General features: G+C 55.8%; 12 protein-coding genes. 11 read left to right on the top strand and 1 reads right to left on the bottom strand.

Annotated features, from left to right (window positions below; genetic code table 11):
* Positions 1 to 8: 8 nt before the first annotated feature.
* Positions 9 to 530: a YkyB family protein gene (locus AC6CHQ_RS06130; protein ID WP_498081147.1), complete on the bottom strand. Its 522-nt coding sequence runs from the start codon at positions 528 to 530 to the stop codon at positions 9 to 11.
* 127 nt (positions 531 to 657) lie between these two features.
* Between AC6CHQ_RS06130 and AC6CHQ_RS06135 the strand changes: the two genes are divergently transcribed.
* From AC6CHQ_RS06135 to AC6CHQ_RS06185, 11 genes are all read left to right on the top strand, one after another.
* Positions 658 to 888, top strand: a complete 231-nt coding sequence (locus AC6CHQ_RS06135; protein ID WP_251239058.1) for a hypothetical protein — start codon at positions 658 to 660, stop codon at positions 886 to 888.
* A 138-nt stretch (positions 889 to 1,026) separates the two neighbouring features.
* On the top strand, positions 1,027 to 1,470 hold the full coding sequence (gene cbpB / locus AC6CHQ_RS06140) for a cyclic-di-AMP-binding protein CbpB (protein ID WP_092049264.1): 444 nt from the start codon (positions 1,027 to 1,029) through the stop codon (positions 1,468 to 1,470).
* Between the two features lie 165 nt (positions 1,471 to 1,635).
* Positions 1,636 to 2,514, top strand: a complete 879-nt coding sequence (gene ccpC / locus AC6CHQ_RS06145) for a transcriptional regulator CcpC (protein ID WP_251239059.1) — start codon at positions 1,636 to 1,638, stop codon at positions 2,512 to 2,514.
* 72 nt (positions 2,515 to 2,586) lie between these two features.
* Positions 2,587 to 4,908, top strand: coding sequence for a DUF8725 domain-containing protein (locus AC6CHQ_RS06150; protein WP_498081187.1), 2,322 nt, complete (start codon positions 2,587 to 2,589; stop codon positions 4,906 to 4,908).
* Complete coding sequence (locus AC6CHQ_RS06155; RefSeq protein WP_251239061.1) at positions 4,905 to 5,840, top strand: ABC transporter ATP-binding protein; 936 nt, start codon at positions 4,905 to 4,907, stop codon at positions 5,838 to 5,840. Before AC6CHQ_RS06150 ends, AC6CHQ_RS06155 begins: the two co-directional genes overlap by 4 nt.
* The gene (locus tag AC6CHQ_RS06160; RefSeq protein WP_251239062.1) at positions 5,837 to 6,667 is read left to right on the top strand and encodes an ABC transporter permease; all 831 of its coding nucleotides are present in this window, start codon (positions 5,837 to 5,839) and stop codon (positions 6,665 to 6,667) included. Before AC6CHQ_RS06155 ends, AC6CHQ_RS06160 begins: the two co-directional genes overlap by 4 nt.
* Before the next feature lie 12 nt (positions 6,668 to 6,679).
* Positions 6,680 to 8,068 (top strand): DUF8809 domain-containing protein, encoded by a 1,389-nt coding sequence (locus AC6CHQ_RS06165; RefSeq protein WP_498081148.1) that lies wholly within the window; start codon positions 6,680 to 6,682, stop codon positions 8,066 to 8,068.
* A 5-nt stretch (positions 8,069 to 8,073) separates the two neighbouring features.
* Positions 8,074 to 9,066 (top strand): AAA family ATPase, encoded by a 993-nt coding sequence (locus AC6CHQ_RS06170; protein ID WP_498081149.1) that lies wholly within the window; start codon positions 8,074 to 8,076, stop codon positions 9,064 to 9,066.
* Positions 9,063 to 9,929, top strand: a complete 867-nt coding sequence (locus tag AC6CHQ_RS06175; RefSeq protein ID WP_498081150.1) for a DUF58 domain-containing protein — start codon at positions 9,063 to 9,065, stop codon at positions 9,927 to 9,929. Before AC6CHQ_RS06170 ends, AC6CHQ_RS06175 begins: the two co-directional genes overlap by 4 nt.
* A 16-nt stretch (positions 9,930 to 9,945) precedes the next feature.
* Positions 9,946 to 11,709 (top strand): vWA domain-containing protein, encoded by a 1,764-nt coding sequence (locus tag AC6CHQ_RS06180; protein ID WP_498081151.1) that lies wholly within the window; start codon positions 9,946 to 9,948, stop codon positions 11,707 to 11,709.
* A complete protein-coding gene (locus AC6CHQ_RS06185; protein ID WP_498081152.1) occupies positions 11,693 to 14,263 on the top strand; it encodes a VWA domain-containing protein in 2,571 nt (856 codons plus the stop codon). Before AC6CHQ_RS06180 ends, AC6CHQ_RS06185 begins: the two co-directional genes overlap by 17 nt.
* Positions 14,264 to 14,325 lie beyond the last annotated feature (62 nt).

A 14,325-nucleotide genomic window follows, 5' to 3' on the forward strand; every position in this document is an offset into this window, starting at 1 on the left:
AAGGCGGTTCACTGGTCAAACCAGGAACGGTGGCTTGACGGGGAGGGTTTTTGCTTTCTGCGACCGGCAGGTGATTGTTTTCCGGGATCCTGTTTTCCATACCGGGACAGTGATCCAGGCCCGAGGTCAGGTCTGCCGGACGGTGTCTTGGCGGTATCGTCGGGTTTGAGGCCGGTATAGTCCTGGAGAATCTGCTTGGCAGCCTTTAGACCGAGCCTGACTTTCGGATTCCGGTACTCGGGATCCGGTTCGCCAAGATGGGGAAGTGACTTCAACTCTTCTCTGGATGCCGGCAGATGGAAATGGAACTCACCGCAAGTGATCAGAACCGCCGACTGTTTCTGACTGAACTTCGGGTTCCGGACGAACTGAAGCCCGACCTTTTTTGCCAGACCGTCCTGCATCATCTTTTCGAGTGTTTCCTTTTTCAGTTTGTATAAAAAGTCATTGTCAGGCGCCGTCTTGGCATGCTTATTCGTGATATAGACGGCACTTGCCAACTGGTCACGGTCAAATAGCTTTTCAGCCATCCTGTTCCCCTCCGTTCAATTTCCTGGATTTGCATTCATCCTACCATGTCCGGGCTGGAATTCACAGATGCGAATGAATCGGCCTTAAAGCGCACAGGTTAACGGAAAACGGGAAGGAGGCTGCAGAATGGATATTTGGTTATGGCCGACAATTGCGGTGATTCTGCTTATTGTCGCCATCGGGCTCGCATCGGTCAGGAGAATGGACAGGACTGTGGCGCAAACTGAAAACGGCGAAGATATGATCCGGGATGAGATCAGGGACCATCCGTATTCGCTTAATCCGATTCTGATTGTGATCGGAGTCGCGACGGTGTTCATTACCATAGTCATTTTTTATTATGCATTCACATACTGAACACATACAGGATGTCCGGGAACCGGCTGATGTTCCCCCGGACATCCTGTTTTTGTAAGCTCGTCAGCCGGTAACGGGTTATGATATGATGGAAATGGGGAATCCAAATTTTAAAGGTTGACAAAGGGGTCGGATTCAATGATTTCCGTTAACAACACAGAATTTCTTCACGAGCCCATCCGTGACTATGTTATCTCATCCGAAAAAGTTGCTCATGTCCAGGTCGGCAACAATGCCGAACATGCGCTGCTTGTACTGACGAAGACCGGATACTCGGCCATACCGGTTCTGGACCATGGATATCACCTGAAAGGTCTCCTCAGCATGGGTATGATCACCGAGTCGATCCTCGGCATGGAACGGATCGAATACGAGCGGCTGTCCGAAATGAAAGTCGACGAACTGATGCAGACGGATATCCCGATCGTCGGCATCGATACAGAGTTCAGGCGGGTGTTTGATCTGCTGATCAATCATCCATTCCTATGCGTGGAAGACGAAGAAGGCATGTTTGCCGGAATCATGACGCGCCGGGTACTGATGAAGAAACTGAAAAAAGCGGTTTATACGATGCCGCGCTGATCGGTCGGTTCCGGACGCATCCGGAACCTTTTTTTATGGTTCTTATTTCCCAGACATGTATTTGTTCCGGAGAATGTTTATGCGAAAACCGGAGGTGCTCCGCCTGTTAATGGGGAATAAAGAAACAAAGGAAGTTTGGCCGGTCCATAGGAGGAATGAAAGAAGATGAACGTGAATGAATTTAATGTTATCAAAACGCTGGCGGAAGAAGGGAATATGCGGAAAGCGTCCGACCGCCTGTTTATCTCGCAGCCTGCATTGTCGCAACGGCTGCGTTCGATCGAGAAAGAATGGGGAGCTCCCCTGTTCATCCGGTCATCCAAAGGGCTGATCCCGACGCCCGCCGGCGAGCACGTCATCCAGTTTGCCCGGGAGACGCTTTCCCGTTACGAGGAAGTAACAGAAACCCTCCAGGCCATGGTGCATAAAGTGCACGGTACGCTCAAAATAGCCTGTGCCTCCATCGTTGGGCAGACATGGCTGCCCGCCGTGCTAAAGGAGTTTGTCACGGAGTACCCGGACGCGAAAATCTCCCTGATGACGGGCTGGAGCTCGGAGATCGTGAAGGCCCTTCATGATGGCGAAGCCCATATCGGAATTGTCAGGGGCCATTCTGACTGGAAAGGGGCCAAGGTACATCTGTTTCGTGACCATCTTTATCTGGTTGATACAGTGATCAGCTCGGTCGATGAGATTCCGGATACGGAAAGGCCGTTTGTCCAGTTTAAGAGCGATTCGGATTATTACGAGGAAATCCGTGAATGGTGGCGGCGGCATTTCCAGTCCAGCCCGGGCCGTCAGATCATCGTCGATCAGATTGAGACGTGCCGGCAGCTTGCTGTGAATGGTATCGGCTATGCTGTACTGCCTTCCATTACGCTCCGCGATGATGACCCGGTCAATAAGATATCGCTCACTGATGGGGATGACCGGTTCGAGTTGACCAGGGACACTTGGCTGATCGGATATGAGCAGGCTCTAGCCCTGCCACAGGTTGAAGCATTCAAGGAAATTGCGCTCAGACACGCTGAGCGTGTCAAGTAAGCAGGAACCGGGACGTGCGCAGGAACGTCACAGTGAACAGCTGAATCAAAGGGGATGGGAAAGTTGAGTGCAATGAAATGGGGGATGGCATTATTCGTAGTTGCCATGGGCGTTCTGATGGGGGCAGGTTCCGCTGCTGCTGCCCCTGAACTGACCGTTAAGGCCACGGGTGGGATAGACGGGAAGGCGATGGAAGGAAGAGCCATGCCGGTCATCATCGAAATCAGCAATGACGGTGACCCGTTCGAGGGCGATCTGGTCGTTGATTTCAACAATATTTATGAAAACGGCACAGCAAGGGCTATCGGGTTGAATATCGGCACGGGTGAGACGCAAAGGGTGAGGATGACGGTCGATTCGGCTAATTCCTACTCTTTTTCGGAACAGCAATTCCGCTTTTTTGATGGAAGCTGGAGAAATGGCCGGGAGGTTAAATACAAAGGTGACCGGCGCCCGAATGTGAATTTTTACTATATGGAAACTTCATTTGCGGTTGCTCTTGCCGAAAGTGCCGACCGTCTTGCGGGACTCCGGAATCTGGACTTCGGGAATAAACCGGAAACTGAAGTGATCCGGGTTGGCCGGGATGCCTCTCTTCCTGCGGATACGGCCGGATGGGAGGCGGCTGATCTGATCATCGCGGATGACGGAGTGCTGGCCGGGCTCTCAGCGGCTGATCAGGAGGCCATTGCAGGCCGCATCCGGGAAGGGGCGACACTCCTCATCGGGATGACGGATGACCCTGCGGATGCCGGAGTGTTCAGCAGTGCATTGCCTCTTGAACTGCAGCGCCGTGCTGAACTTCCACCTGAGGCATTCCGGGAATCGGGCGTCGGAACTGCCGTGCCGGCGTTCGAGGTTTCATTGACAGATGGCGCGCAATCCTTGGGGGACTGGGAAGGCCGTGTCCTTGCTGCATTCTCGAAATTCGGTTCAGGCAGTATCGTTCAGACTGCATTTTCATTCGGAGACGAGCCGCTGGCTTCCGCACCGGATATCGACCGGTTCATCGGAGTGATTCTTGCGGGCCTGCCGGGCAGCAATACCGCCTATGCCGGCATGCATGGTGATCCCGAAAGTGACTTTGTTCATCTGGGACAAAGCGCAACAGAACGTTTCGAAACCTTCAGGATTCCTGCGGCGGCCATCATTCTCATAGTCATGCTTTATATTATCCTTGTGGGTCCCGTTCTTTACTATGTCCTCAAAAAAAGAGACCGGCGGGAACAGGCTTGGTGGATTATCCCGGCTGCTGCAGTCCTTATCTCGACTGGGATATTCGCTTACGGTGCAAAAGACCGCTTGTTCCATCCGCAGTTCAGACAGGCGGCCCTGTTCTTTTCAGACGGAAGCGGAACATTGTCCGGGATGTATACGGGATCCATCCTGACCAATCGGGGAGGGGATCTGGAGGTGGCCTCATCGTCACCGACGACCCTTTCAGCTGCCGGGGCAAGTGCTGCATTTTCCGGCGGTACGGGCAGCTTCGGGCACGCGGTTGCAGAACAGACGCCAAAAGGGACATTGCTCACACTCAGGGACATGCCATTCTGGACGGTCCGCACGGTCCATGGCGAAACCCGTATTCAAGATGCAGGAAGTCTGGAGGCTGATCTTTCTGTCTCCGGAGGGAGCCTGACCGGCACTCTCACCAATGGCTTTCCGTTCCGCCTGAGGGATGTCTCTGTCTGGAGCGGCGACGGATTGATCCCGCTCGACGATCTTGAGGCCGGAGAAACTGTGGAAATCGATGTGGAGGTTCCGGGCAGTGTGCTGTTCCCGGCAGTGTCATCACCAGGATCCGGTCATACAGGAATTAGCTTCGGGAACCGGGAAGATCAGAGAGCCGGTAATATGGTCCAGGCTGCAGGTTACAATCTTGATGGAAAGCGTCCGGCGCTGATCGGACATACCGCCACTCCGCTTGCCAATGTCAGTCTGGAAGGAAATCCGGAGTACAGTTCGGTTTCGGTCATCGTACAACAGTTCGATCCCGAGATCCGGCTGTCCGGACCATTCAGTATCCCACCTTCTGCTATCAATGGCCACGTTTCCCCGGAAGAGAATGACGGCTTTGTGGAACAGTATCCGGATGGTGAACTTTATCTCTCGCCGGGGACGTTTCTGTATGAGCCGTCCGTTCCGGAAACCTATGCGCAACCGGAAGTCGGCTGGACTTCATTGAATGTCCGGGTGATGGAGGGCGCCGCCATCTCCATCCTGAATCGGTCATCCGGGGAATTTGAAGAGCTTACAACCGGCAAAAATGGATTGGAGCCTGCAAAAGACTATATCGGCCGGGAAGGTGAATTCCGATTCCGTATCGATAGTCCCTCTAACGGAGGGCACACCATGCTGCCGGAAATTGAATTGGAAGGAGTGGCGTCGCCATGATCAAAACCAGGAATCTGACCAAGTCATATGGGGCATTCCAAGCGCTTCATGACCTCAACCTGGAAATCGGAGAGGGAAGTGTATTCGGATTTGTCGGCGCGAACGGCGCAGGCAAGTCGACGACGTTCTCAATCCTGGCGACCCTGCTGCCTCCGACTTCCGGCGATGCCTTTGTCGGAGGGCACAGCGTGCGAACCTCTCCTGCGGAAGTGCGCAGGCTGATCGGCTACATGCCTGACTTTTTCGGTGTGTATGACCAGCTGAAAACTGAGGAGTACCTGGACTTTTACGCGGCCAGCTACGGCATTCCGGCCGGGGAGCGCAAGATTCTGATCGGGCAGCTTCTCGACTTGGTGAACCTATCTGAAAAGCAGGATGCCTATGTCGATTCCCTGTCACGCGGGATGAAGCAGCGGCTTTGCCTGGCCCGCAGCCTCATCCATGACCCGAAGGTGCTGATCCTCGATGAGCCGGCCTCCGGACTAGATCCGAGGGCGAGGGTAGAAATGCGGGAAATCATGAAGCGGCTGAAGAACATGGACAAAACAATTCTCATCTCCTCCCACATCCTCCCCGAGCTGGCGGAAATGTGCGACGAAATCGGAGTGATCGACCGGGGAAGGCTGCTGGCCAGGCAATCGGTGCGGGAGATTCATTCAATGATGAAAGGGGACCGGGTCATCACCGTAAAGCTGAATGGTCCTGCCGCTGCCGCGGTCAAATTTTTCGAGGAAAGGCCGTTTGTATCATCATTGCAGAGGAATGATGAGGCTGGTGAGGTGACATTCTCCTTCGGCGGTTCACAGGCGGACCAGGAGGAACTGCTTGCAGCGGCCGCTGCAGGCTCCCTCGGAATCCGCTCATTCTCCGAAGAGGAGACCGACCTCGAAGATGTGTTCCTGTCACTGACGAAAGGGGGCGGGGTATCATGAAAGCGCACCTGTCCAACCCGGTTCTGATGAAAGAAATCAAGCTACGTTTCCGCTCGCCGAAAAGCTTTGTGGGCATCCTGTTCTACCTTGCCGCGATGAGCCTATTCGTTATCGGCTTCATGTACATCATGACGCAGGACGGATCATCCGGGGGATATCTGGATCCTGGTCAAAGCTTTATGCTGTTCACGATGCTCACATACATCCAGCTTGTGCTCGTCCTTTTCATTACACCGGGGCTGACCGCAGGCTCCATCAGTTCGGAGCGGGAAAAGCAGACACTCAATATGCTGCTGACGACTTCGCAGTCCTCGTTCCAGATAATCATCGGCAAGCTGCTGTCATCAATTGCCTTTCTTGTTCTGATGCTGGTCTCAAGCCTGCCGCTATACAGTGTGGTCTTCCTGTACGGCGGTGTGTCACCCAAACAGCTGCTTCTGCTCATGTTCTACTTCATGCTGACGACGGTTGCGGTCGGCAGCCTCGGAGTCATGTTTTCCACATTGATCAGGAAAACGATCATCTCGATGATCGCAACATACGGTTCGGTTCTTGCTTTGCTGGCGGTAACCGGTTTTCTCAGCGTTTTCTTCGCCTCGCTCAGTCAGGGGGGCACCTCACCTTTCGCTTATCTGTTTGCGGCGATTAATCCGGCAGTTCTGACAGCCTCTCTTCTCGCACCGGATTCCGGAGAGTTCCTTTATGGGATGACGGGTTTAAGATGGCCGGTATGGGTGACTTATCTATTGTTTTATCTACTTATGACCGTGACGTCTGTTTTTGTGTCGGTTAAATCGTTGCGTGTCAATATGGCTCGGGGAAAATAAAGGAGGGCTGGTATGGACAGCAGGCGCAAGCTCGATGAGGCCATCGCGCACGTAAGGCGGAGACTCTTGTTGGAATGGTTTGTAAGAACAACTGTACGGGCACTGGCGGCCGGCGCGGTTACTGTCGCATTGACGCTTGCTGTCTCCCGCCTGTTTGTCTGGCCGGGTTATGCAGATTATGCAGTGATGGCCGCATGCTTTACTGCAGTTACGGCATTCATATATGAGTGGCGGAAGGCTCCCTCGCGGCCGGCTTCGGTATGGCTGCTTGATTCGTTCAGCCAAGACAATGTCATCCTGGCTGCGGAGACGGACGGGAGGCGTGAAGGCCCACTTTCAGAGGCGCTTGCGGATGCAGCTGCGGAAGCGTCAGGCGGCGCACTGGAACGGTTCCGTAATAGGAAAGGGCGGTGGATGGAGCGAAGGCCGCTCCTTATTACTGCTGCTGCAGTCTCAGCTGTGTCGGTGCTTGCCCTGTTCCCATCCTCCGCGCAGATGGAAGCGCAGAAGGCGGAAGAAGAGCGGGGAATCATCGAAGATCTCGCAGAAAATGTAAATGGTCTGGCGGATGTGGCGGAGGATCCGAAATTGGAGAAGCGGCTTGCGGATGTGGCTGAAGAAATCAGATCCGCCGATTCCCCGGAAGAAGCGGTCTACGAGGCGATGAAGCTTCAGCGGGAGCTGTCCCTTGAAGATCGTCTGTCGGATCGTCCCGGGTACAATCCCGGACAAGCAGCGGGAGAACGAATTCTGGGTCCAGGCGAAGCGGCAGCGGCACTGGCCGCATTATCGGGAGACGCCGAAGAACAGCTGGCCGGCATGGGACGCACATCTGGGGCAGCGGAGTACACGTCTGATGGAGAACAGGGGAATCGTTCCGGCGGTGATGCGTCTGAACAGGAACAGACGCCCTCCGGCGGAAGCGGAGAATCGGGTAGTGAAGACAAAGAAAATTCTGCTGCCGAAAGTGATGGTGCTCCGGGCGGAAATGGCGATGAGGCACAGAACGGCGGGGGGAACGGGACTGAAAGCGGAAGTGACACCGGAAGCGGGGGCACAAGCGGAACGGGATCCGGGTCAGAAGGCAGTGGAGGAGAAGGTGCCGGCTCCGGCAGCGAGGGTTCCGGCTACGGATCTGGCAGCGGGGACCGGAACCTCGTCAGCACGCCGCAGTCCGCGGCTGAACCGGGAGATCCGGTGCTGGATTCCGGGATGCAAAAGGAAGGGACATCTGCAGCCAAAAGTCTTGTGCCAGCCGAAAAAGGGGAAGTCCGGCCTTACGGGGAGGTGCAAAGCGAATACCGGGATGCCTATGTGGAACATGCCGGCCGTCTCGGCCTGCCGGAAGACCTCCAACAGGTCCTGTCCGATTACTTTTCGTCGATCGACAAGAGGGAGTGAGAAAGATGGCGTTTGTGAAAGAGGATTACTCGGAGATGAGTCTGAAAATCGGGAAGGTGAAGGAAGAAGTGGGGAAGTTCATCGTCGGCCAGGAAGAGGCGGTGGACTTTATCCTTTACTCCATCCTTGCCGGTGGCCACACCCTGCTTGAGGGGTTGCCGGGACTTGGGAAAACGATGCTGATCCGGACGTTTTCCGAAGTGCTGGACCTGGGCTTTTCGCGCATCCAGTTTACACCGGACCTGATGCCTTCCGACATCACAGGGACGACGGTGATCGAAGAGATGGAGGACGGACGCAAGACCTTTGTCTTCCGCGAAGGCCCTCTGTTCAGCGAGATGGTCCTTGCCGACGAAATCAACCGCGCCACTCCGAAAACACAAAGCGCGCTGCTCGAAGCGATGGGAGAGAGGACGGTGACCATACTCGGAAATACGCGTCCGATGAAGGATCCGTTTTTTGTGCTGGCCACTCAAAATCCGATTGAACTCGAAGGGACCTATCCTCTCCCTGAAGCACAGCTGGACCGTTTCCTATGCAAAGTGATTATCCCGCATCCGGGTACGGAAGAGCTTAAAGAAATCATCCGCCGTACGACGGGGGGCGGGGCTGAAGGCCTCGGGAAATTATTGGACCCGGAAGAAATCCGACACGCGCGTGAAATGGTGCGGGAAGTGATATTGCCGGAGGAGATGCTGGATGTGGCCACCCGGATCGTCACCGGAACGCATCCTTCCGATTCACCGTTGGACGAGGTGAAACGCTGGGTCCGCTTCGGAAGCGGTCCCCGCGGCCTGCAGAGCCTTGTGCTGGCGGCAAAAGCACGTGCACTGACCGAGGGACGCTTTCATGTGTCGATCGGTGACCTGAAAAAATGTGCGGTTCCGGTGCTGCGTCATCGTCTGCTGTTCAACTATGAAGGGGAAGCGGCAGGAATGCCCGCGGATGATCTGATCATCCGGCTGGCCGATTTATCGGCAGAAGGCCACACGTCATGACAGAAACCTTTTTCCCGGCGTCTGCCGCAGTTGCCGCTTCCCGGCTCCGCCATGTGACCCGCAATGGTCCGAGTGGGATCCATCTTGGCAGGAACACTTCAGGCAGGAGCGGGACATCACCGGATTTTTCGGATTTTCAGCCCTATGCACCGGGTGACGATATCAGAAATGTCGACTGGAACATATATGCAAGGACGGACCAGCTGTTCATCAAGCGGTTCATGGATGAGCGCGAGCTTCGAGTGTCGCTGATTCTTGATGCCAGCCGGTCGATGAGGGGGGCCAAGTGGCTATATGGCTGTAAGTTGTGCGCAGTTCTGGGCATGATGACGCTGTCGGCGGACGATCATCTTTCTTTCATGGCTGCCGGCGGCCCAAAACGGTCCGTGCTTACGGCAAAAAGCATCCGGAACAGGAACCGTTTCCTGGGACACCTGGAACAGCTGACGTCCCCCGAAGGGACCGGCTTTACAGATGCTGCTGCTTCAGAGAACTTTTTGGGCGCGTCAGTCCGCTATATCGTGACTGACGGACTGGAGATGCCGGAATCCTTCCGTCCGCTGTTCCGCAAACTCAGGAAAAGCGCGGGAGAGGTCCGGATGATCCTTTTGAGAGATGACACTCCGGACATTCCCGTACGGCCCGAAGATGTACGCCTTGTCGATTCGGAGACCGGCAAAGCGGTCGATGTATCACTTACTCCAAACCTGATACACAGGCAGCAGGAGATCAGTGAACGACATTTTTCCGAGCTTGCCTCCCTCTGCCGGGAGTACGGTGTGGCCGTCCTCGAAGCGCGGCAACAAGAAGCCCCGCTGGAGTTTGTCTCAAAAAAGATGAGAAAAGCGGGCTGGGTCCGCTGAACAAGGAGGTGATCGGATGGGGTTCGGTTCAATCGGCATGATCTGGACACTGGTCATTCCCGCCATCGTCTTCCTTTATTACTTTTTCAGGAAAAAATATGAGGAGCGGACTGTGCCGTCTGTCCTTTTCTGGGAAGAATCCCGGAAGCATATGGAAAGCTCCCCCCTTATCAGCCATCTGAATCGGAATGCCCTGTTTTATCTCCAGATGGGGGCTCTTCTGCTGTTCGTTGTTCTGCTTATGAAGCCCGGTATAACCGGTTCCGGTGAACAGTCCGACCACCTGGTCATCGTCGCAGATACTTCTGCCACGATGCTCGCAGAAGAAGATGGTGAGCCCTTGTTCGATCGTCACAAGACTAGGATGGAATCATTGATCCGGGACAATGAAGGCGCCCGCTTCACCATCATCCGGGCCGGTAGCTTTCCTGAAGTTTTGCTGCAGGTTTCAGAAGAAGCGGATGAAGCGCTCCGGATAGTCAGGGGATTGGGACTGACCTATGCCCATCAGGATCTGACAGCGGCGTTGGCACTTGCCGGAACAGCCGCCGGCGGGAAACAGGCAGATGTCCATGTTTTCACGGATGCTGCGGGACCGGAAGATCTTCCGGCAGTTGTGCCTGGTGTGGTTTATAGGATATATGCCTCACCGGCACTCCCGGAAAATGTATCGGTCAGGCAGTTTGGCATCGCCCGGCAGGAAGAAGGCCAGTCGGCAATTGCAGTTGTGGCCAATGATTCCCCGGCGGACAAAAAAGCTTTGCTGTCTCTTGAAGACGGGCAGGGTAACCCGGTAGGGCAAGCCCGTGAATTGACCTTGGGTGCCGGAAAGTCGGAGCGGGTTTTGTTTAATGGGCTGCCGGCAGTCCGGGGACTTCAGCTAAAGGTGGATACAGAAGATGGATACCCTGCGGACAATACGGTTCATGCCGTTTCCGTCAGAGGGGAACTGCCGGTCTACGTGGAAGCCGGACTGCACGAACTGGTTCATAAAGCCCTGCATGCGACCGGTGCCGATGTGACCGCATACGGGAGCGGGGAGGCGGGGCAACTGCCGGAGGAGGCGATTGTCGTGACCGGTTCGGAAATGACGTTCCAGCAACGGCGGGGACGCACAATACTGTTCGGTCGGGAGGGGGAGCCCGAAGAAAATCCGGTGTTCATCACATCGTCCGAAGATCCGCTGTTCGCTTTTGCTCCGGGTGAGGAAATCTACACATCGGGTCTCTACCCGCCTTTTGAGGACTTGGAGGCGGTTGCAGGTCCCGAGAGCAGCCCGCTCATCCAGAGATCGGACGATGGCAGGATTGCCGTGCTGGCCGATCCATCCATGACGGACTGGCCGCTCCGTCCCTCATTCCCGCTGTTTCTCTGGAGTGTCATCGATGGCTTTTCACGGGAGCAGGCGGTTGCCGGGACCTTCCTCCCCGGTGAAAGGCGTCCGGTTACACCTTCACAGGAAGGCGGCTGGCAGCTGTACACCGCGGACGGTGAATACTTGTCCGAATTCGCTGCCGCCGATGCTGTGACCGCGCCCGATAAGCCCGGTCTGTACGTTTTAAGGTCCGGCAATGAAGAACGCTTCCTGTCGGTCATACTGCCAAAAGAAGAGCGCATGGTAACTGCCGGACCTTCGTTCACCGCCGGTGAAAGGGCCGATGGAGGGACAACTGGACTATCAGCCGGGAAACAGCCGATCTTCCTGCCGCTCGTCCTCCTGATCCTGCTTCTGATTCTTGCGGAATGGGAGGTGCAGCGCCGCCATGGACTTTCGTATTGAACATCCTGCCTACCTATTACTCCTTCTCCCGGTCCTTGGCTATCTTCTCTGGTCCTGGAAACGGGAGCGTGAAATACGCGGACACAAATCCCTTGTGCTCCCGGCATTGAGAATTTCGGCTTCCGCACTGCTTATCTTTGCAGCAGCTTCCCCCTATCTTCTGATGAGGGCGGAGGAAGAGCAGCTGATATTTCTTGTGGACCGCTCCGCCTCTATGGAAGGGACAGAAGAAGAGGCCTCGGCCTTTCTTTCAGAGGCCATCAGCAAGGTACAGGACCGCGATATCAAGGTACTTTCGTTTGCAGGTGAAGTGGCGAATGAATCGCCGGGATCCGGAAGTGCGGATATAAACGGGAGTTCCGGAGAATCGGATCTCGAAGGCGCACTCCGGTATGCGGCAGCCGCCGCCGCGGAAAGTCCGGCGAGGATCGTGCTAATGTCGGACGGCAGGGAGACGAGGGGGAACGCAATCGAATATATCCGCAGCCAGCTGCCGGACGGAGTCACGGTCGATGCCGCGATGTTTGCTCCACCTGATACAGAAGACGCATCCGTCTCTTCATTCACCGTCCCGACAACAGGCAGAAAAGGCGAGTCCCAGCAGCTGGAGGTGACCGTCAGGGCGACAGGACCGTCAGAGGCACGGCTGGTCCTGTTCCGCAATGATCAGCCCATTGCCGAGCGGGACGTTAAGCTTTCCGAAGGGGAAAACCGGTTTACATTCAGTGAGGTACAGGTTGAAGAGGGGCTAGTGAAATACGGGGTACAGGTCATCATGGAAGGTGACGGCATCCAGGAAAACAACCGGATGACCGCCGCCACTGAAATTGAAGGGCCTCCCCGTGTGCTGGTCGCAGATACAGCCGAGAACCCGAGCCCGCTTGGAAACATGATCGGAAACAGCGGGATCAGCGTCCAAACAGTCCATGCTGAAGACCTTCCACAGGACCTGTCGTCCTATCTTCAGTTTGATGCCGTCATATTCGATAATGTCCCAGGCCACCGGGTCGGGGAGGAACGGATGACTGTCATCGAACAGGCCGTCAAAACATTCGGGCTCGGCTTCATGATGGTCGGAGGAGAGGAAAGCTTCGGACTGGGCGGTTATTTCCGTACGCCGATTGAGGAGATGCTTCCCGTTGATATGGACGTGACCGGCAAACAGATCATCCCGTCACTGGGGCTCGTGATCGTGCTGGACCGTTCAAGCAGCATGAGAGGCCGGAAGCTTGACCTGGCCAAGGAGGCGGCTGCGCGCTCTGCGGCACTCCTGAGGGAAGAAGATACACTCGGATTCATCGCATTTGACGATAGTCCGTGGGAAGTGATCGAAACATCACCAATCGGGAATCCGGATGAAGCCTCGGGGAAAATCATGTCGGTCACGCCGGGAGGCGGCACCGATATCTACCCTTCAGTCGCGCTGGCCTATGAACGGCTCCGTGGCCTTGACCTGGAACGAAAGCATATCATCCTTCTCACAGACGGAATGTCCGCGCCGGGAGGGGATTACGCGTCTCTTTCAGAAGCAGGCGAAGCTGACGGCGTGACCATGTCGACTGTTGCGATTGGCACGGATGCGGACCGGCAGCTTCTGAGGCAGCTCGCTGACCAGGCTTCAGGCCGCTATTATGAAGTGACCGATGCCGATTCGGTGCCGTCCATCCTGTCGAGGGAGACGGCAATGCTTTCGAGGACCTATATTGTCGATCAGCCTTTCACTCCGGCTGTGCGCGGTGGGACAGGCTGGGATGCACTATTCGGCAGCGGGTTGCCGCAGATGAACGCTTATATCGCGACCACTGCAAAGCCCGCCTCTGCAGTCATCCTCGAGAGCCCGGAAGAAGACCCGATCATCGCAGAAGGCCGATATGGCCTGGGCAAGACGCTTGCCTATACTTCCGGCTCGGGAGGATGGAGCGGAGGGTTCGCATCCTGGGACCGCTGGGGAGAGTTGTGGACAACCGCCGCTTCGAGAATCCTTCCGCAGTATCGCAGCGAGCCGTTTGACATCCGCAGGAACACAGACGGTTCCTATACAGTGGCCGGACCGGATACCATGGCATTCCTGGACATCGCCGTCGCCGACGAGAAGGGCCGTGAACTCGGGACGGCAGTTGAACCGGTCCGTCCGGGCACAGCACGCGTACGGGTACAATCCGGCCCGGGGCTTGTCTTCTTCAGGATATCCGGGGATGGGGAGACCGCCACGACGGCAGGCATCACAATCCCGTATGGTGATGAATACCGGCCGGCGCCCCCGGATGAGGAACGCCTTTCCGCCATTGCAGAATTGTCCGGCGGCCGCATGCTGGAATCGGCCGAAGAAGCGGTGCGGCCACCGGAATCGTCCAAAAAGGACATCCTTCCGGCCTGGGACTGGTTCGTCCTTGCGGCGATGCTGATCTTCTTTTCGGATATCACGTTGCGGAGATTCGGAATGCCGCGAAGCCTGAAACCGGGACGGTCTGCAGGAGGGAAATGGGAATCAGCAGCGCACAGGGAAGAAACCAGCGTGGAAAAGCTGCTGAAAGCAAAAAGGCATGATCAATAATGCGGAACGCAGGAGGTGGCCACACAAAGCGTGGCCTCTGATGAACCCATCGGTTGAGAAAA

This window comes from Bhargavaea sp. GQ12 (assembly GCF_059758705.1).